Source organism: Bradyrhizobium sp. USDA 4461 (genome assembly GCF_054055655.1).
This window is the reverse complement of the sequence record NZ_JBSRXM010000001.1, coordinates 2,434,318-2,460,243: the sequence shown is the minus strand read 5'-3', so window position 1 is coordinate 2,460,243 and position 25,926 is coordinate 2,434,318. Positions and strand designations below refer to the sequence as shown.

Genomic DNA, 25,926 nt, shown 5'->3' with positions numbered 1-25,926 from the left:
GCCGCGGATCGCAAAGAGCCGGTGAATGATTTCTCCGGGGAACGCGCATGAGCACGGCTGAATCCAAATCAATCGAAGTCGCAGAGATCGAGGACACCAGCCTCCTCGCTTTCTATCGCGACATGAATTTGCAGGAGCGGCGCACGTTCTGGGCCTGCGCGTCCGGCTGGACGCTCGACGGCATGGATTTCATGATCTATCCGCTTGTCATCGGCACCATCATCACGCTGTGGAAGGTCGATGCCGGCACCGCCGGCCTCGCGGGCACCGTGACGCTGCTTGCCTCCGCCGTCGGCGGCTGGCTCGGCGGCTATCTGTCCGACCGGATCGGCCGGGTGAAGACGCTGCAGCTCACCATCATCTGGTTCTCGTTCTTCTCGCTGGTCTGCGCCGTGGTGCAGAATTTCGACCAGCTCCTGATCGCCCGCGCGCTGCTGGGCTTGGGCTTCGGCGGCGAATGGGCGGCCGGCGCGGTGCTGATCGGCGAGGCGATCCGGCCGCAATATCGCGGCCGCGCGGTCGGCTCGGTGCAGTCGGGCTGGGCGATCGGCTGGGGCCTTGCGGTGCTGGCGCAGGCGATCCTGTTCTCGGTGTTGCCTGCGGAAAACGCCTGGCGCTGGATGTTCGTGATCGGCGCGCTGCCAGCGCTGCTTGTCTTCTATCTGCGCCGCTATGTCACCGAGCCCGAAATCTCGGCCGCGACCATGGCGCAGGCGCAGGCTTCCGGCAGCGGACCCGCGGCCTTGTGGGAGATCTTCCACGGACCGATCCTGAAGACCACGCTGCTGGCCTCGCTGGTCGGCACCGGCATGCAGGGCGGCTATTACGCCATCACCTTCTGGGTGCCGCGCTTCCTCACCACCGAGCGCAAGCTTTCGGTCGTCGGCTCGACCGGCTATCTTGCGACCCTGATCATCGGCTCGTTCATCGGCTATCTCGTCGGCGCGTGGCTCGCCGACCGGATCGGCCGGCGCAACCTATTCCTGATCTTCTCGATCGGCGCCATCGCGGTGGTGCTGCTCTACACCCAGCTGCCGCTTTCGAATGAGGTGCTGTGGGTACTGGGCTTCCCGCTCGGCTTCTTCGCCTCAGGCTATTTCTCCGGCATGGGCGCGTTCCTGACTGAGCTCTATCCGACCCGGCTGCGCGGCTCCGGACAAGGCTTTTGCTACAATTTCGGCCGCGGCGTCGGCGCGCTGTTCCCGTTCCTGGTCGGCGCGCTCTCGACCACGACCACGCTCGCCAACGCGATTGCGATCTTCGCGGTGGCGGCCTACGGCGTGTTCTTCATCGCCGCCTACGCGCTGCCGGAAACGCGTGGGCGCGTGTTGCATGCGGATGGGTAGGACGTGAGGTGATGTGATGGCCATCCCGCTTGCTCCGCTTCGCCTCTCCCCTTGTGGGAGAGGCCGGATTGCATCGGCAGATGCAATCCGGGTGAGGGGTCGCGGTCTGTCCACGCAGTATGCCGTACGGAGAGATACCCCTCACCCCCAACCCTCTCCCACAAGGGGAGAGGGAGCCGTCGGTCCGTGCTTCCCTCACAGGAGGTTCTCATGACATCGCTCAAAGGCAGGACGCTGTTCATCTCGGGTGCGAGCCGCGGCATTGGGCTCGCGATCGCGCTGCGGGCGGCGCGTGACGGCGCCAATGTTGCGATCGCGGCGAAGACCGCGGAGCCGCATCCGAAGCTGAAGGGCACGATCTACACCGCCGCCGACGAGGTCCGCGCCGCCGGCGGCAAGGCGCTGCCGGTGATTTGCGACATCAGGGACGAGGCGCAGGTGATGACGGCGATCGAGCAGACCGTCGCCGAATTCGGCGGCATCGACGTCTGCGTCAACAACGCCAGCGCGATCAGCCTGACCAATTCGCAGGCGACCGACATGAAGCGCTACGATCTCATGATGGGGATCAACACCCGCGGCACGTTCATGGTGTCGAAATACTGCATTCCGCATCTGAAGAAGGCGGAGAATCCGCATATCCTGATGCTGTCGCCGCCGCTCGACATGAAGACGAAATGGTTCGAGCACTCGACCGCCTACACGATGGCGAAGTTCGGCATGAGCATGTGCGTGCTCGGGCTCGCCGGCGAATTGAAATCCGCCGCCGTCGCCGTCAATGCGCTGTGGCCGCGCACCACGATCGCGACCGCCGCGGTCGGCAATCTGCTCGGCGGCGATGCCATGATGCGCGCGAGTCGCACGCCGGAGATCATGGGCGATGCGGCCCATGCGATCATCACCCGGCCGTCGCGCGAATTCACCGGGCATTTCTGCATCGACGACAAGGTGCTCTATGCCAACGGTGTGCGCGACTTCGAGCGCTACCGCGTCGATCCTTCGGTGCCGCTGATGTCGGATTTCTTCGTGCCCGACGACGATGTGCCGCCGCCCGGGGTCACCGTGCAGGCGCTGCCCGCGCGCTAGAGCTTCTTGTCTTGACGCGTTTTCTTCACGCGAACCGGTATCCACTTCGCTCGAAAACGCTCTAAGCTACACCGCAGCCGCGTTCAGCTGCGTGCGCCAATGCCGCACGCGCTCCTTGAGCAGCGTGTCGCGCACATAGCCGAGCTCCTCGTCCTCGATCCGCTCCAGCGTGTCGAGCGTGAGATTGTCCGCGCCATGCGCCGCCCAGGCGCGCTGCAGCTCGGCATTCCGATGACCGCCGATTCGCAGCGTGAACCAGATCCGGTTGTGGATTTTTTGCAGATCGAGCGTTTGCCCCACCCAGACCTCGCCGGTCGCGCGGCAGCGGATCGCGAACACGCCGGCCATGCTCGCACGCTTCTTGTAGTCGGCGATGACCTGCTTGCGGTGCTCGGTCTTCATGGCGGCTCCTGTCGATTCGACACGCCATTTATATCCGGGCATTATTGACACCGCAATAATACCCGGATATAAATGGCGACATCGAAACCGGAGCCGCCGGCCATGACTGCGATTCTACCGGCCGACCTGGTACGGCCCGCCCTTTTCCAGCGCCCGCGCATAGGCCGGGCGGGCGTGGATGCGTTCGAGGAACGCAACGCACCGGGGATGGCCGTCCTCGAGCCCGCCGCGCGCGGCGGCCGCTTCGAGCGGAAAGCTCATCTGGATGTCGGCGCCGGAGAATTCGTGGCCGGCGAACCACTCGCTCTTGCCGAGCTCGCCTTCCCAATAGGCCATGTGCTGCTTGAGCTGCGGATTGACCAGGGTCGACAGCGCCGTGTTGGACACCTTGCGCACCAAGGGCCGCAGCAGCGCCGGCGCGCGCTTCGGCATCAGCGTGAACAACAGCTTGAGGAGCAGCGGGGTCATCGCCGAGCCCTCGGCATAGTGCAGCCAATAGGTGTAGCGCAGCCGCTCCGGCGTATCGGCCGGCGGGATCAGGCGGCCCTTGCCGTAGCTCGCGATGATGTATTCGAGGATCGCGCCGGATTCCGCGATGGTGTTGCCGTTGTCGGTGACGACGGGCGACTTGCCGAGCGGATGGATCGCGCGCAGCTCCTTCGGCGCCCGCATGTCCGGCTGCCGCTGGTAGCGCACGATTTCGTAGGGCACGCCCAATTCCTCGAGCAGCCACAGCACGCGCTGCGAACGGGAATTGTTGAGGTGATGAACCGTCAGCATGGGCGTCCTCTCGGGTGTCAGCGCAGTCGGGCCGCGCTTGGTGCCAGCCTGACACAGGAAAGTCGAGATGAATGCACGCGGATGGTCCCAAATTACCCGGGCAATATGTCGCGCAACCGAAGAGATCAGTTATGAACCCAGCCTATGTCGCCTTCGAAAACGAGCACTGCATCGCAGCCGGCGACCTCAGCGACGTTGCCTGCGCCGCCAAGCAGTTAATCGACCGGCGCAAGGACGCCGCGATCCTGGTGTTCAACGGCCGCACCTCGGCGCTGGTCGACATCGACTACCGGGGCTCGGTCGACGACGTGTTGGCCCGGCTGCCGAAGCTCGCGCCGCCGCCCAGCGAGGAGCCGGCGGCGCCGGCCGCGCCGCGCGGCCCGGGACGTCCCAAGCTTGGCGTCGTCGCGCGCGAGATCACGCTGCTGCCGCGGCACTGGGACTGGCTCGCGCAGCAGAAGGGCGGCGCCTCGGTTGCGATCCGCAAATTGATCGACGAGGCCCGGCGCTCGAGCGGCGACAAGGACCGCACGCGCGCAGCACAGGATGCCGCCTATCGCTTCATGACCACGATGGCCGGCAACCGGCCGAACTACGAAGAGGCGATCCGCGCCCTGTTCGCGCATGAGCGGCGTCGCTTTGCGACGCTGATCGCGGACTGGCCGGCCGACATCCGCGATCACGCGATCAGGCTCGCCCATAGCGATCAAGCGGACTAGCCCGCTCTCGCGCGACATGGTGGCCGCGCGGGTCGTGATTCGGCCTGCGCGCCGTCCTGGCAACTCAGATCTGGAAGTTCAACGTGTCCAAGCCCCCGTCCTTGCGCAAAGCCTTCCTGTCGTTCCTGGCGCCGATGCTGCTCAGCAACGTGCTGCAGTCGCTGTTCGGCACCATCAACGGCATCTATCTCGGCCAGATGATCGGCGTCGACGCGCTCGCGGCGGCGTCGGTGTTCTTCCCGGTGATGTTCTTCTTCATCTCCTTCGTGATCGGGCTGAGCGCCGGCGCCTCGGTCATGATCGGCCAGGCCTGGGGCGCCGGCGAGCCCGACCGCGTGAAGGCGGTCGCCGGCACCACCATGACCGTGACGCTGCTGCTGGCGCTGGCGATCGCGATATCAGGCGGCCTGTTTACCCGTCCGCTGCTGATCGCGCTGGCGACGCCGCCTGACGTCCTCGATGCCGCGGTGTCCTATGCGCGGATCATGATGATCGCGATGCCGGTGACGTTCGGATTCCTGCTGCTCACCGCGATGATGCGCGGCGTCGGCGACACCGTGACGCCGCTGCTGGCGTTGACGGTCTCGACCATCGTCGGCCTCGTCGTCACGCCGGCGTTGATCCACGGCTGGCTCGGCCTGCCCAGGCTCGGCGTCGCCAGCGCGGCGGTCGCCTCCGCGGTTTCGGGCGTGGTCACGCTGCTGTGGTTGCATGTCCATATGCTCAGGCACAAGCATGCGCTCGCCTTCGACGCCGCATTCCTGCGCGCGATGCGGCCGAACGGCGGCCTGCTGCGCATCGTGCTGCGGCTCGGCATTCCCACGGCGATCGGCATGGTTGTGGTCTCGCTCGCCGAATTGGTGCTGCTCGGCCTCGTCAACGGCTTCGGCTCCGACGCCACCGCGGCCTATGGCGCGGTCAACCAGGTGATCGGCTATGTGCAGTTTCCGGCAATCTCGATCGCGATATCGGTCTCGATCTTCGGCGCGCAGGCGATCGGCCGCGGCGAGCCCGCCCGCGTCGGCGCCATCGTCAGGACCGGCATCGAGATGAATCTCGCGCTGACCGGCGGACTCGTCCTGCTCGGCTATCTCTTTGCACGGCCGCTGATGGGCTTCTTCATCGTCGACGGCGCGGTGCTCGCACTGGCGCAGCAGCTTTTGTACATCGTGCTCTGGAGCATGGTGCTGTTCGGCATGGCGACCGTGTTCTCGGGCGCGATGCGCGCCGGCGGCACGGTGTGGATGCCGCTATTCATCTCGATCCTGGCGATCGCGCTGGTCGAGGTGCCGGTCGCGATCCTGCTCAGCCGCACCATCGGCATCAGCGGCATCTGGATCGCCTATCCCGCCACCTTCGCAACCATGTTCGTGCTGCAGATGGCCTATTACGCTCTGGTATGGCGCAAGCAGACCATCGAGCGGCTGATTTGACATCGCGCGCCGCGGCTCACATGATGAGTATCATATTCTCCGGATGGCGCCTGCCGCAGCAGGCTCATCCTGGAGAAATGCCCAACAAGCCGAGGGAGAGAGCGCCGTGAGCCAGAAACCGCAATTCCTGTTCGATTTCGGCAGCCCCAACGCCTTCCTCAGCCATGAGGCGATCCCCGCGATCGAACAGCGCACCGGCGTCAAGTTCGAGTATGTCCCGGTCCTGCTCGGCGGCATCTTCAAGGCCACCAACAACAAGTCGCCGGCCGAGACGCTGGCGGGCGTCAAGAACAAGCCCGAGTTCATGAAGATCGAGACCGAGCGCTTCCTCAAGCGCTTCAACGTCAAGCCCTACACCTGGAACCCGTTCTTTCCGGTCAACACACTGAACCTGATGCGCGCGGCGGTCGCGGCCCAGTTCGAGGGCGTGTTCGAGAAGTATGTCGAGGCCGCCTTCCATCACATGTGGGTCGAACCGAAGAAGATGGACGACCCGGAAGTCGCCGGCAAAGCGCTGGCGTCCTCCGGCCTCGATGCGGCAAAGCTGTTCGCCCGGGCGCAGGACGCCGACGTCAAGGGCAAGCTGATCGAATACACCCAATCCGCCGTCGAGCGTGGCGCGTTCGGCTCGCCGACCTTCTTCGTCGGCAAGGAGATCTTCTTCGGCAAGGAGCAGCTGCGCGAGGTCGAGGAAATGATCAAGGGAGCGAATGGCGAATAGCCAGTAGCGAATGGTGCGCCGGCATCTATATCTATTCGCTACTCCCCATTCGCTATTCGCCCGCGGGCAGCGAACAACAAAGAAGGACAAATTCCCATGCGCGTTCTCGTGGTCGGCGCCGGTGCGATCGGCGGTTATTTCGGCGGCCGGATGCTTCAGGCCGGCCGTGACGTCACCTTCCTGGTGCGCCCCCGCCGCGCCTCCGAGCTCGCCTCGGCCGGGCTTGTGATCAAAAGCCCGAACGGCGACGTCACGCTGACCAATCCGCCGACCGTGCAGGCCGACAAGCTCTCGGACAAGTTCGACGTCGTGCTGTTGAGCTGCAAGGCGTTCGATCTCGATGACGCGATCAAGTCGTTTGCGCCAGCGGTCGGCGACAACACCGCGATCATCCCGCTGCTCAACGGCATGCTGCATCTCGATGCGCTCGACAAGGCATTCGGCGCCCGGCATGTGCTCGGCGGCCTCTGCGCCATCGCGGCGACCCTGAACGAGAGGCGCGAGGTGGTGCAATTGCAGCCGATGCAGTCGCTGGGTTTCGGCGAACGCGCCGGCGGCATCTCGGATCGGGTGCGCGCGATTGCCGAGACGTTCTCCGCGATCAACGGTGCCAACGCCAGCGAGCACGTGATGCAGGACATGTGGGAGAAGTGGGTGTTCCTGGCGTCGCTCGCCGCCTCTACCAGCCTGATGCGGACCTCGGTCGGCAACATCCTGGCCGCGCCCGGCGGCAAGGAATTCCTGCTCGGCATCCTCGACGAATGCAGCGCGATCGCCGCCGACGCCGGCCATGAGCCGGGCGGTCCGTTCTTCCAGCGCACCCGTGGGCTGCTCACCACCGAGGGCTCGCCGATGACCGCATCGATGTTCCGCGACATCAAGGCGGGGCTTCCGGTCGAAGCCGACCACGTGATCGGCGACCTGATCGTGCGCGCCGACGCCGCCAAGATCCCGGTGCCGAAGCTGCGCACGGCGTATACGCATCTCAAGGCGTATGAGAAGCAGCGGAGCGCTTAAGTCCTGTAGCCCGGATGAAGCGAAGCGAAATCCGGGTACGGTCGTTCAACTGAGACAGCGGCCCCGGATTGCGCTTCGCTGCATCCGGGCTACGCACGTCCCCGTCGTTGCCGCTACAAATGCGCCAGGTAATGCGCGAGCGCGGTGATCTCTTCATCGCTCAGCGGATAGGCCACGTCGGCCATCACGGCTTGCGCACCGCCGGAGCGTTGTCCGGACTTGTAGTCGTGCAGCGCCTTGACGAGATATTCCTCGCGCTGGCCGGCGATGCGGGCGACCGCCTTGGTACCGGCAAAGGTATCGCCGTGACATGAGGCGCAGCGGCGGCCGGCGGCGGCCTGCTTGCCCTTCTCGGACAAGTCCGGATTGTCGTCCTTGCCGCCCTTGGGCGGCGTCAGCGAGGCGAAATAGGCGCCGAGATTGCGGATGTCCTCATTGCTGAGCTGCTCGACGATCGGCTGCATCTGCTCGTTCTTGCGCGCGCCGGCGCGGAAGAACACCAGCTGCCATTGAATATACTGGTCGAGCTGGCCGGCCAGCGAGGGAATGTTCTCGGTCTGCGAGATGCCGTTGTCGCCGTGGCAGCCGGCGCACATCTCGGCCTTCTCCTTGACGGCGGCATTGTCCGCGCCTTGGGCGGACGACGCCAGCAGGATGGCCGCTGACAGAATTCCAAGCGACGCATGACGCATTGTCAGTTTCTCCGGCTGTCATTGCCGGGCGCCTGTCCTCGACCCGATCGAGGATGCTCCGACAATCCATCTGGTTTGAAAGGGTTTCTTGTTTGGATGGCTGCCCGAACCAAGTCCGGGCATGACGGCTGGTTCCGTCATTTGATCGCAAGCGAGGCTGCGATTGCCTCATCGGCCACCGCAGCCCCGCATTGGCTCGACCGTTACTTCTTGTTGTAGCTGATGCGATAGATCGCACCGGCCCAATCGTCGGCGACGAGGATGGAGCCGTCCTTGTCGAGCAGGATATCGGCGGGACGGCCGAGATAGCCTTGGTCACCCTCGATCCAGCCGGAGGCGAAGATCTCCTGCTTGGCATTCTTGCCATCGGGGCTCGCAGTGATCTTCACGATGCGGCCACCCTGGTACTTGTGCCGGTTCCAGGAACCGTGCTCGGCGATCAGGATCGCGTTCTTGTAGTCGGCCGGGAATTGGCTGCCGGTATAGAACTTCATGCCGAGCGGAGCCACGTGTGCACCGAGATTGTACACCGGCGGGGTGAACTCCGAGCACTTGTGACCCATCGCAAACTTGGTGTCTGGCAAATTGCCCTGGTGGCAGTAGGGATAGCCGAAGTGCTCGCCGATCTTCGAGATCATGTTGAGCTTGTCGCTCGGCAGATCGTCGCTGATCCAGTCGCGGGCATTTTCGGTGAACCAGTACTTGCCGGTGCGCGGATCGACGTCGCCGCCGACCGAGTTGCGCACGCCAAGCGCCCAGATCTCCGCATTGCCGGTCTTCGGATCGACACGGCGGATCTGCGACACCGAGGTCGGCGGGATGCCGATGTTGAAGGGCGGTCCGAACGGAATGTAGAACCAGCCGTCCTTGTCGACGGCGATGTATTTCCAGCCATGCGCCGCGTAGGACGGCATGTCGTCATACACCACCTTGCCGCTGCCGAGATTGTCGAGATTGGCTTCGGCATTGTCGTACTTGATCAGCTTGTCGACCGCGATGACGTAGAGTGCGCCGTCCTTGAAGGCGAGGCCCGTCGGCATGTTGAGGCCCTTGAGGATGGTCTTGACCTCTTTCTTGCCGTTGTTGTCCTTGATCGCATAGACATTGCCGAGGCCGAACGAGCCGACGAACAGCGTGCCCTTGTCGCCCCATGCCATCTGGCGCGCCGCGAGCACGTTCGAGGCATAGACCTCGATCTTGAAGCCCGGCGGCAGCTTGATCTTCTTCATCATGCTGGCGAGTTCGGCGTCGGAGGCGCCGGTCGGCGGACCGGACGGCGGGGCAAGGCCCTTCTGCGCCTCGGTCTCATCGCCGAGGAACCAATCGTCCGGCGGATGGGTCCAGAATTCCTTGGTGCCCGATTCGTACTTCTTCAGCGCACGGTTCTTGTCTGTTTGTTGCTGCGCACTGGCGAAGGTGGTCCCCGCCAGCAGCGCTATCGCCGCGAACGCAAGTATTGATCGATTGAAAGCGGACTTCATCGCGTCACTCCCCTACGCAAGCCGTTGCAGCTTGCCTGTTATTGATTTTGAACGCCCTGAGAGATGATGGTGGCGGTCTGTGAGGTAGGTCAGACGGCAAAATGGTAGCACATCCATCGACGCTGAAAAGCGCATGCCGCGGTGTGCGCTGCGTCAAAACAAGGTGAGGCGAAAATTGAGACGAAATTTTCCCGCGCGCCCTGCCTGATAACAAGGCATTCTGCACCGCAACGTAATATCCGAATGAAGCTAACGCTCGCGATCGCCGCTAACGTGATGAAAGGCGCGCCAGGCCGAGCGCTTGCGCCTTGGCCTTCGACAGCGGCCTGAATAACACGCTGCGACTTTGTCCGCCGGAGATCGCCGCGACCTTGAAGCCGTCATCGGCGGCGATGATGTCGCCGGTCCGCAGCGTTATGTCGTCCTCGATCGGGATCGGCGACAGGCCGGTGGATGCGCTGGCGCTGCACGCGCATTGCGGCACGATCTCGCGCTGGAATCGGAATGCATTGGCGAGCTCCTTGTAGGTGTCGCCCGCTTCCGTCCTGGCGCTGTCGATATCGGAGCCGGAATACAGCTTCACCTCGGCGGCGGGACAGGCCGCCTCGCATGCCCTGAGATCCGCCGCCTCGCTGACGCGCGGCAGCGGGAAGAACCGGCCGTCGCAGGTCCGGACGCAGAACTGCTGTCGACCGCCCCAGTGCGACCGCGTCGTGATGTAGACCCGGGGCCGCGGCCGCCGTTCGGGCTCGAAGTCAGGCGCCGGCGTAAAGCCGGGCATGGCGGGAAAACTGGGTGCGGGCGTATATGCCGAATCGCTCGGCAACATCTGTGCCGGGGCCGGCGCGCATATCCAATTGCCGGCGAGCACGGCCAGCGCTGCAACAGATGCGCGCGCCACGCGGCGGTTCAACCCGGGATCTGGCGTCCAATTGATCGACATCATTCACTTGCGTGCCGCATCGGAGGACGACCGGCAGCCATTCCGACACCGACACAACCACAGATTTCTTTCAGTTTTGAGAATGCACCGTTCGGTCATTGACGAAGCCGGAACGGCCGTCGCCGGCCGCGGCATCTTGACCCCGAGACCGCGGCAATCACCAGAACCGCCGAGCAGCAAAAAGCCCGCACCAATGGGCGGGCCTTCATCAGACTGTCAGCTCGGTCAGCGAGATATTTTGGAGCGGGCGAAGGGGCTCGAACCCTCGACCCCGACCTTGGCAAGGTCGTGCTCTACCACTGAGCTACACCCGCATCCGAAATGGCGGCGATCGCTCGCCGGCAACGGCAGACCTATGCCAAAAGCCGTCTGTGAATGCAACACAAGAGCGCGGTCCGAACCTCACGAAATCGTCCGGTTTCCCTAAAAATTGACCCCAAATCGGCCGAAACCGACCGTGGCGACGATTTCTTTTTATGTTTCGGTCAGAACCGGCCCCAAAGCCATCTCATCGCGGAGCGATTCGAGCCGGCTCCCGACCGGCCAGCAGGCGCCAGGTCGCCGCGGCAAGCGGCGGCGTTCGATTTGGGCCGGGTCGTCAGGCTCACCCGATCGCCGATGGAACGGGACGGGCGGCAAGCGATTGAATTTTGTCTTCCGACCGCCATTTAGCCTGACAGAACGGCTGAACGTGCCGACCGGAGCGTGCTAGAACGCCCCGGATTTCCGACCTCAGAAGCAGGCGAGGACAACGTGACGATAATGGAGCAGGGCGGCCCCACGCCCCAGGCAGCGCCCGATCTGATCAAGGAGACGACGACCCAGACCTTCGTCAAGGACGTCATCGAGGAATCGCGCCGGCAGCCGGTGATGATCGACTTCTGGGCGCCGTGGTGCGGGCCCTGCCGTCAGCTGACGCCGATCCTGGAAAAGGCGGTCAAGAACGCCAAGGGCCGGGTCAAGCTGGTCAAGATGAACATCGACGAGCATCCGCAGATTCCGGGCCAGATGGGCATCCAGTCGATCCCGGCCGTGATCGCATTCGTCAACGGCCAGCCGGCCGATGGCTTCATGGGCGCGGTGCCGGAGAGCCAGGTCAACGCCTTCATCGAGAAGATCACCAAGGGCGTGCCCGCCGCCGGCGAGCCCAATCTCACCGATATCCTGGCCGAGGCCGAGGCCGTGCTGGCCGAGGGCGACGCCGCCCAGGCCGCTCAGATCTATGCCGAGGTGCTGGCGCACGACGCCACCAACATCGCGGCGCTGGCGGGTCTCGCCAAATGCTACATCACGTCGGGCGCGGTCGAGCAGGCCAAGCAGACGCTGGCGATGGTGCCGGAAACCAAGCGCAACGACGCCGCGGTGAAGGCGGTGCAGGCCGCGATCGATCTCGCCGAGCAGGCGCAGTCGGTCGGTCCGATCGCCGAGCTGGAACAGAAAGTCGCCGCAAACCCGCTCGATCATCAGGCCCGTTTCGATCTTGCGACCGCGCTCAATGCGATGAACAGGCGCACGGAGGCGACCGAGCAACTGCTCGCGATCGTCAAGCGCGACCGCAAGTGGAACGACGACGGCGCGCGCAAGCAGCTGGTGCAGTTCTTCGAGGCGTGGGGCGGCACCGATGAGGCAACCGTCGAGGGGCGCCGGCGATTGTCGACGATCCTGTTCTCGTAACGCACGCCCGTCACAGCAGCGGGACCGCAGATGCCGATCAATGCCGAATATCGCGGGCCCGGCGAGCTCCCGGAGATCATCCCGGTGTTCCCGCTGCCCGGTGCGCTGCTGTTGCCGCGCGGCCAGATGCCGCTCAACATCTTCGAGCCGCGCTATCTGGCGATGGTCGACGACGCGCTGCGCGACGGCCATCGCCTGATCGGGATGATCCAGCCCGATGTGGCGCATTCGCAGAAAGAGGCCAAGCCGGTGCTGTTCCGCATCGGCTGCGTCGGCCGCATCACCCAGCTCGCCGAATCCGGCGACGGCCGCTACATCCTCGAACTGACCGGCGTCGCACGCTTCAAGGTGGTCGAGGAATTGAACGTGCAGACGCCGTATCGGCAGTGCAAGGTCGACTTCTTCTCGTTCACCGGCGACTTCACCGCGCGCAAGGGCGAGGACGCGGTCGACCGCAAGGCACTGCTCGAGGTACTCGCCGATTTCCTGGAGGCCAACAATCTGAAGGTCGATTGGGAAGGCATCGAATCCGCGCCCAACGAGGCGCTGGTCAACGCGCTGGCGATGATGTCGCCCTATGGCCCGGCCGAGAAGCAGGCGATGCTCGAAGCCCCCGACCTGAAGACCCGCGCCGAGATCCTGATCGCGGTCACCGAGATGGACCTCGCCAAGAAGCGCACCTCGGGCGACCCGCCGGTGCAATAGCTACCGACCGGGATCAGACGTTTGTCGTTTGGATCGGTTCGGCCCGCGATCGCCTACCTCTACCAGCCGGGGCGAGGTGAACTTCCGTTGCCGCTTCAGTTAAGAGCGATTGCGAAGCTGCTTGCGTCCGGTGAACATCGCACGCACCAGGTTCTGCCGCTGCAGCAATCCCACCACGATGACGCCGAGCACGTGCAAGGCGACGAGGATGATGACCGCGTCGGAAGCATAGGCGTGGGTGTCTTCGACCCACCAGACGCCGAAGAAGGTCACGGTGACTTCCATTGCGCCGGTGATCGCGGATACCGCGAGCGTGAGCAGCAGCGCCACCAGCATCACGGTGCCCGCGGGATTGAGCCCGATATAGCGCCCGGTGATGCCGCGCCGGAGATTCCAGATGTAGCGTGGCGCCGCGCGCAGGCGAACGATGAGCTTGCCGAAACGCGCATAGCGCGTGCCGGCAAAGCCCCAGACCAGGCGAAACGCCAGCAGGCCGATCACGGCATAGCCCGCCAGCCGGTGCAGCCGGTCATGGACGTTGGGCGTCACCCACGCGACCAGGACGAGGATGGCGAGCGCCCAGTGCCAGAGCCGCAGCGGCAGGTCCCAGACCTGCACATGGGTCGCGCCGCGGGCGCCCGGCGCCGCCTCCGTCATCGCACTGGCTTCACTTCGCGATGGTGTGCTTCAGGCTGAGATCCTCCGGGCTGTAGAACAGCTCGTAGAGCTTGCCTTCCTTGACGCCGTACACTTCGTAGCAGGAGCCCTCGACCTTCGAGCGGCGCACCTCATATCCGGCCTCCTTGGCCTTGGCTTCGGCATCGGTTGCCGGCTTCCACGACGCCTTGTCGAGCTTGGTGCAGGTCTTGTAGCCGTCGGCGAACGCCGCCGATCCGGTCAGCCCAACAGCGCCCCCAAGCACACCGGCTGCCAGTGCAGCGCTCAAAATCGTTCGCACGCGCAATCTCCCCTCCGTTGACGATGATGCCCACGACGTCATCGCGCAGGGCACATCCGTGAACAATGCTGAGGCGATTGCCAAGTCAAGCAAGCGCGGCAGAGACCGGCTTTAGAGAAATTCTAACGATGGCGAAAACCGCTTTGCGCTCCAGCAATTTCGCTTTGACCGCGCGCTGCGGCCTAAAGCCTCATCCGCGCGTTTTCGAGCGACGTGGACACCGGTTCGCGTGAAGAAAACGCGCCAAAGCAAACATCTGGAGCCTCGTTCCGGTTCAATCGGGAAGGAAAGGCTCTGGCCCGCGCGAGCCATCGGTCAGGACGCGGCGCCCGCCATGGCGCGACGAACCGCGGGGCGTTCGGCTGCAGCCTGGGCCCGCCCACCGATCATCTGCGCGACCTTCTCGCTCTGCACCGGCGGGCTGAAGTGGAAGCCCTGCACTTCCACGCAGGCATCGGCGCGCAGGATGTCGAGCTGCTCCCTGGTTTCGACGCCTTCGGCCGTCGTCGTCTTGCCGAGGCTGACCGCGAAGCGAACGATCGCGCGCGCGATCCGGCGCGACTCGTCGGTTGCGCTTGAGAGTTCGGACACGAAGCTGCGGTCGATCTTGACCTTGTCGAACGGAAACTTCTGCAAAAAGCTCAGCGACGAATAGCCGGTGCCGAAATCATCGAGCGCAATCCGCACCCCGAGGTCGTGCAGCTGGCTCAGCGCCGCGAACACCGCTTCGGCGTCCTGGATGATGGCGGTTTCGGTGACTTCGAGCTCGAGCCGGTCGGGCGATATTCCCGCGCTCGCCAGCGCGTGGACGATCACCGGCACCAGCTCCGGGCTCCTGAACTGCACCGGCGACAGATTGATCGCGATCTTGAGATGGTCGGGCCATTTGGCGGCTTCCGCGCACGCGGTGCGCAGCACCCATTCGCCGAGCGGCACGATCAGGCCGGTCTCTTCCGCCAGCGGAATGAACTGCACCGGCGACACCATGCCGCGCTGCGGATGATGCCAGCGCAACAGCGCCTCGAAGCCGCAGGTCTCCCCGCTGGCGACATGGATGAACGGCTGATAGTGCAACTCGAACTCGCCGTTGGCGAGCGCACTGCGCATGTCGCGCTCGAGGCTGCGCCGGGCCTGCAGCAGCCGATCGAGCTCCGGCTCGAAGAAGCGGAACGAGCCGCGCCCGCCGCTCTTGGCCGAATAGAGCGCAAGGTCGGCGCTGCGCAGCACCTCGTCCGAATCGGTGCCGTCGCGCGGCGCGATCGCAATCCCGATGCTGGTGGTGGTGGTCACCCGATGATGGCCGAGATCGATCGGCTCGCTGAGCGCCTTTTTGATCTTCTCGGCGAGCAGGCCCGCTTCCGTAACCGGATCGGTGACATAGTCGATGACGGCGAACTCGTCACCGCCGAGCCGCGCGACCAGCGTGGTTTCGGCAACGCACCTGCGCAGCCGTCCGGCCACCAGTTTGAGCAGCGCGTCGCCTGCCGGATGCCCGAGCGTGTCATTGACTTCCTTGAAGCGATCGAGATCGAGCATCAGCACCGCAAGACTCGGTCCGCCGCACCGCGCGCCGGACAGCGCCTGCTCCATCCACTCCCTGAGCAGCACGCGGTTCGGCAGATCGGTCAGCGCGTCATGTTGCGCCATATGGGTGATCTTGGCCTCGGAGCGCCGCTGCTCGGTGACGTCGCGATGCGTCGCCACCCAGCCACCGCCGGGCATCGGCTGCCGCGTCACGCAGATCAGGCGGCCGTCGGCAAGCTCGTCGACCCGGCTGCTGATCTCGTCAGCCGGCAGTGCATTCAATGTCGCGAGCACCTGCGTCGCGGCACGGTCGCTGGTCTCGCCCTTGAGAATGCCGTTGGCGATCCGATGCGTGATGATCGCGCGATGCGCGGTGCCGGGCAGCAGCAGTTCGGGCGGCAGCCGGTACATCTTGGCATAGCGCTCGTTGCACACCACGAGGCGTTTCTCCGCATCGAACATGCAGAGGCCCTCGCCCATGTGGTTGATCGCCGTATCCAGCCGCAGCCGTTGTTCCTCCAGCTCCTTCTGCGACGCCTCGACCTGCTGGCGTGCCAGCGACAACTGGCTGATGATCTCCTCGAAGCGGCGGGTGCGAAGCGCGAGGCGCCGGTCCGCGAGCACGCCGACCAGGCTCATCCCGAGCACCGAGAGCGCGACGCCGGCGATCACGATGGCGAGGAAGGCAGGCGAGAGCGACAGCGCCGCCGGCGCCTGCAGCGGGTCTGGAACGATCCCGACCGCGCCCATCGCGGTGAAATGATGCGACACGATCGCAAGCGTCAGCAGCAGCGCCGCGACCAGCGTCATCCAGCGATCCTGATGGCGGACCGCGACCCCCAGTGCAGCGTAGCCGAACAACATGCCGAGCACGATGGATGCCGCCACGAGGTCAAGCGACCAGACCACGTGGCCCGGCACTTCCAGCGCCCACATTCCGAGATAGTGCATGCTGGCAATGCCGGCACCGATCACCGCGCCGCCGACCGGTGCGCGCCATGGACTGGTATCGCTGGCGGCGAGGCCGAGGCCGCCGGACGTCAGCGTCATCGCCGCGGCGAGCGAGAGCGCCGTCAGGACGATGCCGTAGCCGGTCGGCACGCCCGGCTCGTAGGCCAGCATGGCGATGAAATGCGTTGCCCAGATGCCGTAGCCGATCGCAGCGCCCGCGATCGCGATCCAGATCAGCCGCGTCCGCGCTTGCGACGCGATCGCGCGGTGGAAGATGTTGACGGCAACGATGCTGGCGACGAAGCACACCAGCCCGGCGAGCAGAACGAGCCGCCAGTCATGCTCACCTGAAAGACACGTCAAAACACGAAACATGCATCGGTCCATGGTTGTCCGCGCGGACAAGCTAGGCCGATTGAATTGTCTTCTCGATAATTTTCTGCAACTTTCAGTGGCATGGTTATCCGCGCGTAAGCCGATTCCGCACGGAAATTGATGGCTCCATAAATTTCGCACACGGCTGCAAATGCACGTCTGCAGGCATTGAGGGCAGCGCGCACTAGTAGCCGGCGGCGGCAAGCGCGACCACCGCGCTCATCGCCATCCAGCCGACATGGCGGAAGCGGGTCGCGATTGCATTTGCGAGCGCGGCGAAGCCGAACACGATGGCGAGCGTCGCCACGATCCAGTGCCGTGCCGCATCGGAGGCCATCGCGGGCGCGGCGATCAGCAACACGCCGCCGCCGATCCAGGCGACGGTGCCGGCCTGGTAGACCAGACGAAGCAGCAGGCGCAGCCGCGGCGGCTCGACGGTGGCGCGCGCGAAGATCTTGGTCTCGCCAAGGACTCCATGGATCAGGCTGACCAGGATGGCGATGACACCGGCGCCTTGCAGCAGAAGATCACGCATCGCGAAGGTCTCCATACAGCGCTGTATGGATGAGACACCGGACGCTGGCGCCTGTCAATACACTTGTGTATGGTTGTCGCCGACGGGGAACCATGACGGAACAGCTTTCAGCCAAGGATTGGCTCGACCAGGGCCTGAAGACGCTGGCGCGGCGCGGCTTCACGGCGCTGAAGGCCGAGCCGTTGGCTAAGGCGATGGGCGTCTCGCGCGGCAGCTTCTACTGGCATTTCGCCGACATCGGCGCCTACCAGGCGGCGATCCTCACTTATTGGCGCGAGGTCGCTGCCGAACGGGTGATCGCCGAGCTCGACACCATCCCGGAAGGCGGCGATGCGCTGGCACTGCTGCTGCGCCGGAGCTTCTCGGCGCGGCTGGCGCTGGAGCGCGCGGTGCGCAGCTGGGCCACCGCCGATGCCGCAGCACGCGCCGCCGTGCTCGCGGTCGACCAGCGCCGGATCGGCTATATCGAGACCCTGCTGCGGCAGGCCGGATTCCCCGACGAGGCGGCAGGCGGCCGCGCACAGATCCTCTATTGGGCCTTCATCGGCTACGCGGTGTCCGAGCAGACGCTGCCGAAAGCACGGCAGCAGGCCGCAATCGACCAGCTGTTGCGCATCGCCAGGCGCTGACAGCGCGCGCCGGGATGTGCTACAGGACGGCGAGCCGGAGACCACAATGAATTCGACTACTGACCATCTCGAGAGCACCGCCGACCCAAAACTGCTCGAAATCCTGGTGTGCCCGATCACCAAGGGGCCGCTGGAGTTCGATGCCGCGCGGCAGGAGCTGATCTCGCGCTCCGCCAAGCTCGCCTATCCGATCCGCGACGGCATCCCGATCATGCTGCCTGAAGAGGCCCGCAAGATCGACTAGTGTGCTGAATGCGAAGTTCGTGCGATCTCGCGGCAGCCACCTTCACGAACTTCGCATTCATAAAGCACACTAGAATCATAAGTCTGCTAGTGTCCTTATCGAATCTGAAGTTCGCTCCGAAGGTGCGGCAAATGATGCGAACTTCAGATTCGGGATACTAGATCATGATCCGGAAAAGTGTGAAGCGGTTTTCCAAAAAGCTCATGCTCCAGTAAGAGGACTGCATGCGCGCCCTCGTCACATGGCTGCTGCTGCTCGTCGCGCTGACGAGTGCGGCAGCCGACGAGAGCAGGCTGCGCGTCGGCCCGATCGATGCGGTGCTGACGGTCCCGCTCGACATCGCTAAGCCACCGGTGGCACTCTTGATCGCCGGCTCCGGCTCGACCGATCATGACGGCAACGGACCGCAGCTCAAGCCGGCGACCTTGAAGAAACTCTCCGAGCAGCTGGTCGCGCACGGCATCGCGACGCTGCGCTACGACAAGCGCGGTGCCGGCGAGTGGAAGAAGGAATTCGGCCGACCCGAGGATTTTCGCTTCAAGGACTTCGTCGGCGATGCCGCGGCGCTGATCGACTATCTGCGCGGCAGCGGTCGGTTCGCGCATGTCGCGGTGGTCGGCCACAGCGAAGGCGGCCTGGTCGCGATCCTCGCGGCGCAGCGCGTGCCGGTCGACCGGCTGGTGCTGCTCGCAACGGCGGCGCGCAAGCAGGGCGACCTGCTGAAGGCGCAGCTCGAGAAGCAGCTGCCGCCGGACAGATTCGCGCCGATCGGAAAAGCCATCGACGATATCATGGCCGGGCAGATCGTCGACCCGCCGCCGGCCGGGCTTGCGATCTCGCCGGCGCTGCAGCCCGCCATCGCATCGGCTTTTACCGAGGATCCGATCGAGCCGATGCGCAAGATCACCGGGCCGACGCTGATCATCGCAGGCGGCCGCGACCATCAGCTGGCACGGCTCGACTTCCTCGCGCTCACCACCGCCGACATCGCCGCCAAATCCTTATGGCTGCCGGACATGAATCACGTGTTGGTCGACGTCACCGACGCGGCGGATGATGTGGCGAGCTACAATGAGCCGGAACGGCCGCTCGACCCCGACCTGATCGACGCGGTCGCTACTTTCATTGCACCGAAGTGAGGCGATGCGCGCATCCGTAGCCTGGATGGAGCGCAGCGCAATCCGGGACGGTTCATCCGCGGAAAAATTCCCCGGATTTCGCTTCGCTGCATCCGGGCTACAGCGTCGAGCAATCGCTATAACGCCTCGCCCTTCAACAGCCGCGGCACCTCGCCTGACAGTCCCGCCGCCTGGCGGATGAACATGCTCTTCAGCGGCGGTGTCCGATCGACCAGGCTCAGCCCGATATCGCGCACGGTGCGCAGCAAGGTCGATTCATTGGAGAACAGGAAGTTCAGCGAGTTGGTCGCAACGCCCATCGCCATGGTGTCGAAGCGCCGCCAGCGCTGGTAGCGCTCGAGCACGTCGGCCTGACCGAGATCCATGCCGAGCCGCGCCGCGTCAACCACGACCTCGGCCAACGCGGCGACATCCTTCAGGCCCATGTTGAGGCCCTGCCCCGCGATCGGATGGATCACATGTGCGGCGTCGCCGATCAGCGCGAGGCGTTCGGCGATGAACGAGCGCGCGACGAAATAGCCGAGCGGGAAAGCGCGCGGCTTGTCGAGCGCCTTGATCTCGCCGAGATGCAAACCAAAACGCTGCTCGAGCTCGGCGTGGAATTCCTCTTCGCTCAGTGCCGTGATGCGCGCGGCATCCTTGCGCGTCTCGGTCCACACCAGCGACGAGCGGTTGCCGGTCAGCGGCAGGATCGCGAACGGGCCGGCGGGCAGGAAATGCTCCTCGGCGCGGCCATGATGCTCGCGCTCGTGCCCGACGGTGACGACGATGCCGGATTGGTCATAGTCCCAGCCATGGGTCGCAATGCCGGCGTGCTCGCGCAGCTTCGAGCGAGCGCCGTCGGCGGCGACCAGGAGGCTCGCATCGATCACGCCCCCATCGGCAAACGTGACGCTGACGCCGTCGGGCCGCGAGGCGAAGCTCGACACCGCAGTCGCGCGCAGCTCGACGCCCTCGGCCTCGGCACGCGCAGCCAGCGCATCGATCAGATAGCGGTTCTCGACCATATGGGCGAACGGCTCGCCGGGCTCGACATTGCCGGCGAAGGTCAGGAACACCGGGCGCGTCGCGTCCTCCAGCTTGGAGTCGGTCACCACCATGTCGGATATCGGCTGCGCGGTCGGCGCGACCTGGCCCCAGACCCCGAGGGTCTCGAACAGCCGCCGGCAGGCCGCCACGATGGCGGTGGCGCGCGGATCGCGGCTTGGACGCTGGCTCAGCGCCGGATCGGCCACGATGACCGGGACGTCCGGCCCGAGCCCCTGGCGCAGCGCCACCGCCAGCGCCAGCCCCGCAAACGCGCCCCCGCAGATCACGATACTTCGTTGTGCCGGCATGCCTTTTCCTTACGCGCCCGACGCCATCAGACTGTGCTTGCTACCTGATAATAGCTGGGCGAAACAGGGGGCAGAAACAAGCCCGATCGTCATTCCGGGGCTCGCGCAGCGAGAACCCGAAATCCATTAAGCCGCATCTTCGTGGACGAATGGATTCCGGGCTCTCGCTTCGCGAGCCCCGGAATGACGGATAGAGAGCATCACCGATGTCCAAAAGCCTGATCGACCTGCTGTCCATCCTCGATCTCGAGCAGCTCGAAGTGAATCTGTTCCGCGGCAACAGTCCGAAGACGAGCTGGCAGCGCGTGTTCGGCGGCCAGGTGATCGGCCAGGCGATGGTCGCGGCCTGCCGCACCGTCGAGGGGCGGCTGCCGCACTCGATCCATTGCTATTTCATCCTGCCCGGCGACCCGCAGATCCCGATCATCTACCAGGTCGAGCGGCTGCGCGACGGCAAGAGCTACTCGACCCGGCGCGTCACCGCGATCCAGCACGGCAACGCGATCTTCTCCATCATGGTCTCTTTCCATGCCGATGAAGCGACCAACTTCAATCATCAGGAGAAGATGCCCGACGTGCCGCCGCCGGAGAAGCTGACCGCGGAGGAAGTGTCGAAGCAGCCGATGTTCAAGGAGATGCCGGAGTTCATCCGCCGCTACTACGAGAGCGACCGGCCGATCGAGTTGCGCCCGGTCGAGCTCGGCCGCTATTTCGGCCAGCAGATCGACGACGGCCGCATCCATGTCTGGATCCGCACCGCGGCGAAATTGCCCGACGATCCGGCGCTGCATCTGTGCGCGCTGGCCTATGCCTCGGATTTCTCGCTGCTCGACGCGGTCATGGCGCGCTACGGCCGCACGCTGTTCGACAAGCGCATGATGCCGGCGAGCCTCGATCACGCGATGTGGTTTCACCGCCCGTTCCGCGCCGACGAATGGCTGCTTTATTCGCAGGATTCGCCGAGCGCACAGTCGGGCCGCGGCCTGACCCGTGGCCTGATCTTCAAGCCCGACGGCACGCTGGTGGCGTCCGTCGCGCAAGAAGGCTCGGTGCGCGAACGCAAGGCGTGATAAGGTCGGAACAGGCGCAACGCGTTTATCGCGAACGTCCTGCTCACAGAGCGAGCTTAGGCGCGCGGCCGCGGGCCTCGTTCAACAAGCGCGGTCTGCGACGCCATCCAACCCGATATCCAGCGATACACCCACGGAATCGGGATGACGAAAGAGGCGGCGATCGCCGACACGACTCCGCGCCAGAGAAATTCCAACCCGGTGCCATTGAATATCACCTCGCGCCGCGTACCCGCGATGTTTCGGCAGAACCATCGCGCCCAGGCGGCATAAACCCACGCCACGCCTATGATTGTGATGCTGGCGATGTTCGCAAGTAAGACCCATCCGAGACTGGCCCAGAACGAACCAGAGAATCTGAGTCCGAGCGGCTGTCCGTCGGACGAGATACCCGCGACCAGCCATTTGAGGAAAAGCCAGTTCAGCACGATGATGGCCGGAAAGATCGAGAAGTTGAGCCACTCGAAGCCGGTCACGACCGTCACGATCATGAGCACGATGACTCCAAACACCCCGAGAGCGACTGGCATCGCCGAGCCCATGAAGCCGAGATTCGGACGCTGCGGCACTTTCACGCACGGAACGAGCCATTTGAGATACCAAACCATTGCCCAAGGAAATGGGATCAAGAAGCTCATGCCGATCGCCAGCACGATGCTGCGCCAAGTGAAATCCCAAATTCCGAAATCGATCGACAGCGGTCCGCCGCTGTAGCTGCCCGACACCGTCACCTGCGGCGGATCACCCGGCATGAACGCTGCGGGCGGCGCGCCTACGCCGGGAACGAGGCCGGGAATCTCGCCCGCCTTCTGCCAGCCGGATAATCCCTCGGTCCAGACCAGCGTGTCCGCGCGTACCGTTCCCCGGACGATGAGATCGCGAAGCTCGGCTTCGGGAAAGGGACCTGTCTGCTGGCCTTCGGATGCATAAAACCAGGTTCGGTTCGACATTTTATTTCCGCAGTGGAAAGGCCAGTCAGTAAAGGCCACCCGGGCGATTCGCAAATCCGAGCGCACAAGTTGGCCGCGCCTTGACATGCGGCCTGACCTTCAAGCCTGGCGGCCTCAGTGGCCTGGGAAGGAATGGCGCGCGCGCACGCGGCTCTTGTCGAAAGCGCTCCGATCGATCACACCGCCGCACCGCGCTCGGTCAGCGCGAATTGCGAGACGAACCAGTTGGCGTACCAGCGCAGCACCCACGGAATCGGGATCAGGAAGGCGAAGCCGACCGTGAACACGATGGTTCGCCACAGCACCTCGAGCCCCGTCGCATTGAAGCTGACCTCTCGGCGCGTGCCGTCGATGTTGCGGCAGATCCAGCGCATCCATGCGGTCATCACCCAGGCCCAGCCGATGATGGTGATGGTCGAGATCACGATCGCGACGTACCAGCCGACATAGGCAAGCGGGCTGCCCGTGAACGAGATCGGCAGATCCTGGCCGCGCGAGGAGAGATGGCCGATGATCCAGCGGACGATCATCCAGCTCAGGAAGCCCTGCAGCAGCAGCGACAGCAGCGTGACGATATTGCTGTTGGCCGCGCCAGCATAGGTCAGCAGGCCGAGCACGATGAAGGCGTACCAGATGTCGAGCGGCCGCCCGGTGAAGGCGAGATGCGGCCGGCCCGGCACGCGGATATAGGGAATCGCAAAACGATAAAGCCCGGTCGCGGTCCACGGCGCGGGGATGACGAAGATCTGGCCGATGAACATCAGCAGGCTGCGGCCGAACAGGCCCCAGATCGGGAAGTCGGCCGACAGCGCCCCGCCGCTATAGTCTCCGGATGCGGTCACCTGGGACGCCGCCACCTGCGGCGGTCCGCCGGCCTGCGGGAATGCCGGCGGTGCGGCGACGGCGGCGCTCGGGACGAGGCCCGGAATCTCGCCGGCCTTCTGCCAGCCGGCCATGCCCTCGGTCCACACCAGGGTATCGGCCCCCACCATGCCACGGGTGATCAGGTCGCGGAGCTGGGCTTCAGGCAGGGGGCCCTTTTGCTGGCCTTCGGATGCATAAAACCAGTTTCGGTTGGACATTATCTTGGTTCCTCGGGGGCGCGCGCACGCACACGCGGTAGCAAAGCAAGCCAGCGGGGGGCGCCGGCCGGGCGGGAAAGCCACATTGTGGCGGACGGTTGTCGTCCCGTACAGTGACGGAGTTCACCCGTTGCGTACGTTTTCCGCTTCAACCTGCAACTTTTTTATGCCATTTGCCCAGAAAGCTGCCAGATTTGGCGGGCGCGAAATGCCGGGACGGCAAATTGCCGCGCCGGGGACAGGCGCACACGGAAAACCTCAAGGGAATGAAGGCCTGAACCATGAAACTCGTCGTCGCGATCATCAAACCGTTCAAGCTCGATGAGGTGCGCCAGGCGCTGACCGCGATCGGCGTCCACGGCATGACGGTGACCGAGGTGAAGGGCTATGGCCGCCAGAAGGGCCACACCGAAATCTATCGCGGCGCCGAATATGTCGTGAACTTCCTGCCCAAGCTTCGGATCGAGATCGCGGTCGATTCCAGCCTCGCCGAACAGGCGGTCAGCGTCATCACCCAGCACGCCCGCACCGGCCAGATCGGCGACGGCAAGATCTTCGTGACGCCGATCGACCACGCCTTGCGCATCCGCACCGGCGAGACCGACAACGACGCGCTCTGAATTTCACCACCGGCAACGATGCCGGCGCACGCCAGACATCCACACCAAGAAACGACCACACGCCGGGGAATGATGATGGGGGCACGGGCTCTTCGTGCAGCGATATCAGCTGCGCCGATCACTGCTGCAATGCTGCTCGCGTGGGCCACGCCGGCGTCAGCACAAGACTCTGCCAATTCCGGCATCAACGCCGCCGACACCGCCTGGATGATCGTCGCCACCGCGCTGGTGCTGATGATGACGATCCCGGGGCTCGCGCTGTTCTACTCCGGCATGGTGCGCAAGAAGAACGTGCTGGCGACGATGGCGCAGAGCCTCACGGCGGTCGCGATCATTTCGATTCTCTGGGTCGCGTTCGGCTATTCGCTGACGTTCGTGGGCAATGGTCCATGGCTCGGCTCGCTCGACAGCTGGTTCCTGGCGGGCATCACGATGGACAGCGTCAACCCGGCGGCGAAGACCATCCCGGAGGCGCTGTTCATGCTGTACCAGATGACGTTTGCGATCATCACGGTGGCGCTGGTCGCAGGCTCGGTCGCCGACCGCATGCGGTTCTCCGCCTATGTGCTGTTCTCGATCGGCTGGTTCATCTTCGCCTATGTGCCGCTGGCGCATTGGGTGTGGGGCGGCGGCTTCCTCGCTCAGGCGGGCGTGCTGGATTTCGCCGGCGGCCTCGTCGTGCATCTCTCCGCCGGCATCAGCGGCCTGGTGGCGGCCAAGGTGATGGGCAACCGGCACGGCTATGGCCATGATAATCTGTCGCCGTTCGACCTGTCGCTCGCCGTGGTCGGCACCGGCCTGCTCTGGGTCGGCTGGTTCGGCTTCAATGGCGGCTCGGCACTGGCGGCCAATTCGCGCGCGGTGTTGGCGATCACCGCGACCCATCTCGCGGCCTGCGCCGGCGCGCTGACCTGGGGCGCGATCGAATGGGCAACGCGGCGCAAGCCGTCGGTGCTCGGCATGATCTCGGGTGCGGTCGCAGGGCTCGGCACCATCACCCCGGCATCCGGTTTCGTCGCGCCGTGGCACGGCATCATCATCGGCATCATCGCCGGTCTGGTCTGCTTCTGGGCCTGCACCTGGCTGAAGCATCGCTTCCAGTATGACGATTCGCTCGACGTGTTCGGCGTCCACGGCATCGGCGGCCTGACCGGCACGCTGCTCGCCGGCATTTTCGCCACCGCGGCGATCGGCGGCGCCTCCGGCCTGCTCGAAGGCAACCCGCAGCAGCTGCTGATCCAGCTCTACGGCGTCGTCGTCACGCTGGTCTGGTGCGGCGGCGTCACCTTCGCGCTGCTCAAGCTGGTCTCTGCCTTCGTCCCGCTGCGGGTGTCGATGCAGCAGGAGCTCGAAGGTCTCGACATCTCGCAGCATGGCGAGGCGTTGCAGTAGCAGCCCAGCTCGGCTCATGGGGCGCCGCGAGGGCAAACTCGCAAAACAACCCCATGCAAAGGATCCGCGCGCCGCACGCGGATTGTTCGGGCTTGCGCAACACATAAGTGTATGCTTATGT

Annotated in this window: 26 protein-coding genes and 1 tRNA gene; 14 read left to right on the top strand and 13 right to left on the bottom strand. The window is 64.8% G+C overall.

Features of this window, described 5'->3' with window-relative positions:
• Positions 1-47: 47 nt before the first annotated feature.
• Together ACVINW_RS11495 and ACVINW_RS11490 are read left to right on the top strand one after the other, a co-directional pair.
• Positions 48-1,346: an MFS transporter gene (locus tag ACVINW_RS11495; protein ID WP_456751395.1), complete on the top strand. Its 1,299-nt coding sequence runs from the start codon at positions 48-50 to the stop codon at positions 1,344-1,346.
• A gap of 210 nt (positions 1,347-1,556) precedes the next feature.
• Complete coding sequence (locus tag ACVINW_RS11490) at positions 1,557-2,432, top strand: SDR family oxidoreductase (RefSeq protein ID WP_456751394.1); 876 nt, start codon at positions 1,557-1,559, stop codon at positions 2,430-2,432.
• Positions 2,433-2,498: 66 nt separating this feature from the next.
• Here ACVINW_RS11490 and ACVINW_RS11485 read toward each other — a convergent pair whose 3' ends face one another.
• Together ACVINW_RS11485 and ACVINW_RS11480 are read right to left on the bottom strand one after the other, a co-directional pair.
• Entirely contained in the window at positions 2,499-2,834 is a 336-nt protein-coding gene (locus tag ACVINW_RS11485; protein WP_456751393.1) for a GIY-YIG nuclease family protein, read from the bottom strand.
• Positions 2,835-2,948: 114 nt separating this feature from the next.
• On the bottom strand, positions 2,949-3,614 hold the full coding sequence (locus ACVINW_RS11480; RefSeq protein WP_456751392.1) for a glutathione S-transferase family protein: 666 nt from the start codon (positions 3,612-3,614) through the stop codon (positions 2,949-2,951).
• A gap of 131 nt (positions 3,615-3,745) precedes the next feature.
• On the opposite strand from ACVINW_RS11480, the gene ACVINW_RS11475 reads away from it, so the two are divergent.
• The 4 genes from ACVINW_RS11475 (at position 3,746) to panE (ending at position 7,504) form a co-directional block, all read left to right on the top strand.
• Entirely contained in the window at positions 3,746-4,333 is a 588-nt protein-coding gene (locus tag ACVINW_RS11475) for a DUF2239 family protein (RefSeq protein WP_456751391.1), read from the top strand.
• 134 nt (positions 4,334-4,467) lie between these two features.
• Positions 4,468-5,766 (top strand): MATE family efflux transporter, encoded by a 1,299-nt coding sequence (locus ACVINW_RS11470; protein WP_456756369.1) that lies wholly within the window; start codon positions 4,468-4,470, stop codon positions 5,764-5,766.
• 106 nt (positions 5,767-5,872) lie between these two features.
• Positions 5,873-6,487 (top strand): DsbA family protein, encoded by a 615-nt coding sequence (locus ACVINW_RS11465; RefSeq protein ID WP_456751390.1) that lies wholly within the window; start codon positions 5,873-5,875, stop codon positions 6,485-6,487.
• Between the two features lie 96 nt (positions 6,488-6,583).
• Positions 6,584-7,504, top strand: a complete 921-nt coding sequence (gene panE / locus ACVINW_RS11460) for a 2-dehydropantoate 2-reductase (protein WP_456751389.1) — start codon at positions 6,584-6,586, stop codon at positions 7,502-7,504.
• A 113-nt stretch (positions 7,505-7,617) separates the two neighbouring features.
• On the opposite strand, the gene ACVINW_RS11455 is transcribed toward panE, so the two are convergent.
• The 4 genes from ACVINW_RS11455 to ACVINW_RS11440 all read right to left on the bottom strand — a co-directional run bounded on the left by ACVINW_RS11455 (position 7,618) and on the right by ACVINW_RS11440 (position 10,934).
• On the bottom strand, positions 7,618-8,196 hold the full coding sequence (locus ACVINW_RS11455; RefSeq protein ID WP_456751388.1) for a c-type cytochrome: 579 nt from the start codon (positions 8,194-8,196) through the stop codon (positions 7,618-7,620).
• A gap of 203 nt (positions 8,197-8,399) precedes the next feature.
• A complete protein-coding gene (locus ACVINW_RS11450) occupies positions 8,400-9,677 on the bottom strand; it encodes a PQQ-dependent sugar dehydrogenase (RefSeq protein WP_456751387.1) in 1,278 nt (425 codons plus the stop codon).
• A 268-nt stretch (positions 9,678-9,945) separates the two neighbouring features.
• On the bottom strand, positions 9,946-10,458 hold the full coding sequence (locus ACVINW_RS11445; protein ID WP_456751386.1) for a DUF2865 domain-containing protein: 513 nt from the start codon (positions 10,456-10,458) through the stop codon (positions 9,946-9,948).
• 401 nt (positions 10,459-10,859) lie between these two features.
• Positions 10,860-10,934, bottom strand: a tRNA-Gly gene (locus tag ACVINW_RS11440).
• 439 nt (positions 10,935-11,373) lie between these two features.
• Here ACVINW_RS11440 and trxA point away from each other — a divergent pair.
• Together trxA and ACVINW_RS11430 are read left to right on the top strand one after the other, a co-directional pair.
• Positions 11,374-12,294, top strand: coding sequence for a thioredoxin (gene trxA, locus ACVINW_RS11435; RefSeq protein WP_456751385.1), 921 nt, complete (start codon positions 11,374-11,376; stop codon positions 12,292-12,294).
• 30 nt (positions 12,295-12,324) lie between these two features.
• Positions 12,325-12,999, top strand: a complete 675-nt coding sequence (locus ACVINW_RS11430; protein ID WP_456751384.1) for an LON peptidase substrate-binding domain-containing protein — start codon at positions 12,325-12,327, stop codon at positions 12,997-12,999.
• A 99-nt stretch (positions 13,000-13,098) separates the two neighbouring features.
• Here ACVINW_RS11430 and ACVINW_RS11425 read toward each other — a convergent pair whose 3' ends face one another.
• From ACVINW_RS11425 to ACVINW_RS11410, 4 genes are all read right to left on the bottom strand, one after another.
• A complete protein-coding gene (locus tag ACVINW_RS11425) occupies positions 13,099-13,656 on the bottom strand; it encodes a cytochrome b/b6 domain-containing protein (RefSeq protein ID WP_456751383.1) in 558 nt (185 codons plus the stop codon).
• A gap of 10 nt (positions 13,657-13,666) precedes the next feature.
• Complete coding sequence (locus tag ACVINW_RS11420) at positions 13,667-13,957, bottom strand: PepSY domain-containing protein (protein WP_456751382.1); 291 nt, start codon at positions 13,955-13,957, stop codon at positions 13,667-13,669.
• A gap of 315 nt (positions 13,958-14,272) precedes the next feature.
• Complete coding sequence (locus tag ACVINW_RS11415; protein WP_456751381.1) at positions 14,273-16,807, bottom strand: bifunctional diguanylate cyclase/phosphodiesterase; 2,535 nt, start codon at positions 16,805-16,807, stop codon at positions 14,273-14,275.
• 184 nt (positions 16,808-16,991) lie between these two features.
• The gene (locus tag ACVINW_RS11410; RefSeq protein ID WP_456751380.1) at positions 16,992-17,342 is read right to left on the bottom strand and encodes a hypothetical protein; all 351 of its coding nucleotides are present in this window, start codon (positions 17,340-17,342) and stop codon (positions 16,992-16,994) included.
• Between the two features lie 92 nt (positions 17,343-17,434).
• Between ACVINW_RS11410 and ACVINW_RS11405 the strand changes: the two genes are divergently transcribed.
• From ACVINW_RS11405 to ACVINW_RS11395, 3 genes are all read left to right on the top strand, one after another.
• Complete coding sequence (locus ACVINW_RS11405) at positions 17,435-17,971, top strand: TetR/AcrR family transcriptional regulator (RefSeq protein WP_456751379.1); 537 nt, start codon at positions 17,435-17,437, stop codon at positions 17,969-17,971.
• A gap of 46 nt (positions 17,972-18,017) precedes the next feature.
• Positions 18,018-18,215, top strand: a complete 198-nt coding sequence (locus ACVINW_RS11400) for a Trm112 family protein (RefSeq protein ID WP_018269337.1) — start codon at positions 18,018-18,020, stop codon at positions 18,213-18,215.
• Between the two features lie 224 nt (positions 18,216-18,439).
• On the top strand, positions 18,440-19,354 hold the full coding sequence (locus tag ACVINW_RS11395) for an alpha/beta hydrolase family protein (RefSeq protein WP_456751378.1): 915 nt from the start codon (positions 18,440-18,442) through the stop codon (positions 19,352-19,354).
• Between the two features lie 116 nt (positions 19,355-19,470).
• On the opposite strand, the gene ACVINW_RS11390 is transcribed toward ACVINW_RS11395, so the two are convergent.
• Entirely contained in the window at positions 19,471-20,691 is a 1,221-nt protein-coding gene (locus ACVINW_RS11390) for a ubiquinone biosynthesis hydroxylase (RefSeq protein ID WP_456751377.1), read from the bottom strand.
• 206 nt (positions 20,692-20,897) lie between these two features.
• Between ACVINW_RS11390 and tesB the strand changes: the two genes are divergently transcribed.
• Positions 20,898-21,761: an acyl-CoA thioesterase II gene (tesB, locus tag ACVINW_RS11385; protein WP_456751376.1), complete on the top strand. Its 864-nt coding sequence runs from the start codon at positions 20,898-20,900 to the stop codon at positions 21,759-21,761.
• A 56-nt stretch (positions 21,762-21,817) separates the two neighbouring features.
• Here the strand turns inward: tesB and ACVINW_RS11380 are convergent, their stop codons facing one another.
• Positions 21,818-22,711 (bottom strand): DUF4339 domain-containing protein, encoded by an 894-nt coding sequence (locus tag ACVINW_RS11380; protein WP_456751375.1) that lies wholly within the window; start codon positions 22,709-22,711, stop codon positions 21,818-21,820.
• A gap of 176 nt (positions 22,712-22,887) precedes the next feature.
• On the bottom strand, positions 22,888-23,793 hold the full coding sequence (locus ACVINW_RS11375) for a DUF4339 domain-containing protein (protein ID WP_456751374.1): 906 nt from the start codon (positions 23,791-23,793) through the stop codon (positions 22,888-22,890).
• 281 nt (positions 23,794-24,074) lie between these two features.
• Here ACVINW_RS11375 and ACVINW_RS11370 point away from each other — a divergent pair, with 281 nt between their 5' ends.
• On the top strand, positions 24,075-24,413 hold the full coding sequence (locus ACVINW_RS11370; protein WP_021082522.1) for a P-II family nitrogen regulator: 339 nt from the start codon (positions 24,075-24,077) through the stop codon (positions 24,411-24,413).
• Between the two features lie 75 nt (positions 24,414-24,488).
• Entirely contained in the window at positions 24,489-25,805 is a 1,317-nt protein-coding gene (locus ACVINW_RS11365; protein ID WP_456751373.1) for an ammonium transporter, read from the top strand.
• The last annotated feature ends 121 nt before the right edge of the window (positions 25,806-25,926 follow it).

Coding starts and splice junctions, on each gene's coding strand:
- tesB (WP_456751376.1), top strand. CDS start 20,898: ATGTCCAAAAGCCTGATCGACCTGCTGTCCATCCTCGATCTCGAGCAG.
- ACVINW_RS11485 (WP_456751393.1), bottom strand. CDS start 2,834: ATGAAGACCGAGCACCGCAAGCAGGTCATCGCCGACTACAAGAAGCGT.
- ACVINW_RS11410 (WP_456751380.1), bottom strand. CDS start 17,342: ATGCGTGATCTTCTGCTGCAAGGCGCCGGTGTCATCGCCATCCTGGTC.
- ACVINW_RS11370 (WP_021082522.1), top strand. CDS start 24,075: ATGAAACTCGTCGTCGCGATCATCAAACCGTTCAAGCTCGATGAGGTG.
- panE (WP_456751389.1), top strand. CDS start 6,584: ATGCGCGTTCTCGTGGTCGGCGCCGGTGCGATCGGCGGTTATTTCGGC.
- ACVINW_RS11405 (WP_456751379.1), top strand. CDS start 17,435: ATGACGGAACAGCTTTCAGCCAAGGATTGGCTCGACCAGGGCCTGAAG.
- ACVINW_RS11475 (WP_456751391.1), top strand. CDS start 3,746: ATGAACCCAGCCTATGTCGCCTTCGAAAACGAGCACTGCATCGCAGCC.
- ACVINW_RS11450 (WP_456751387.1), bottom strand. CDS start 9,677: ATGAAGTCCGCTTTCAATCGATCAATACTTGCGTTCGCGGCGATAGCG.
- ACVINW_RS11415 (WP_456751381.1), bottom strand. CDS start 16,807: ATGTTTCGTGTTTTGACGTGTCTTTCAGGTGAGCATGACTGGCGGCTC.
- ACVINW_RS11480 (WP_456751392.1), bottom strand. CDS start 3,614: ATGCTGACGGTTCATCACCTCAACAATTCCCGTTCGCAGCGCGTGCTG.
- ACVINW_RS11455 (WP_456751388.1), bottom strand. CDS start 8,196: ATGCGTCATGCGTCGCTTGGAATTCTGTCAGCGGCCATCCTGCTGGCG.
- ACVINW_RS11490 (WP_456751394.1), top strand. CDS start 1,557: ATGACATCGCTCAAAGGCAGGACGCTGTTCATCTCGGGTGCGAGCCGC.
- ACVINW_RS11400 (WP_018269337.1), top strand. CDS start 18,018: ATGAATTCGACTACTGACCATCTCGAGAGCACCGCCGACCCAAAACTG.
- ACVINW_RS11375 (WP_456751374.1), bottom strand. CDS start 23,793: ATGTCCAACCGAAACTGGTTTTATGCATCCGAAGGCCAGCAAAAGGGC.
- ACVINW_RS11425 (WP_456751383.1), bottom strand. CDS start 13,656: ATGACGGAGGCGGCGCCGGGCGCCCGCGGCGCGACCCATGTGCAGGTC.
- ACVINW_RS11380 (WP_456751375.1), bottom strand. CDS start 22,711: ATGTCGAACCGAACCTGGTTTTATGCATCCGAAGGCCAGCAGACAGGT.
- ACVINW_RS11470 (WP_456756369.1), top strand. CDS start 4,468: ATGCTGCTCAGCAACGTGCTGCAGTCGCTGTTCGGCACCATCAACGGC.
- ACVINW_RS11365 (WP_456751373.1), top strand. CDS start 24,489: ATGGGGGCACGGGCTCTTCGTGCAGCGATATCAGCTGCGCCGATCACT.
- ACVINW_RS11495 (WP_456751395.1), top strand. CDS start 48: ATGAGCACGGCTGAATCCAAATCAATCGAAGTCGCAGAGATCGAGGAC.
- ACVINW_RS11445 (WP_456751386.1), bottom strand. CDS start 10,458: ATGCCCGGCTTTACGCCGGCGCCTGACTTCGAGCCCGAACGGCGGCCG.
- ACVINW_RS11390 (WP_456751377.1), bottom strand. CDS start 20,691: ATGCCGGCACAACGAAGTATCGTGATCTGCGGGGGCGCGTTTGCGGGG.
- ACVINW_RS11430 (WP_456751384.1), top strand. CDS start 12,325: ATGCCGATCAATGCCGAATATCGCGGGCCCGGCGAGCTCCCGGAGATC.
- ACVINW_RS11395 (WP_456751378.1), top strand. CDS start 18,440: ATGCGCGCCCTCGTCACATGGCTGCTGCTGCTCGTCGCGCTGACGAGT.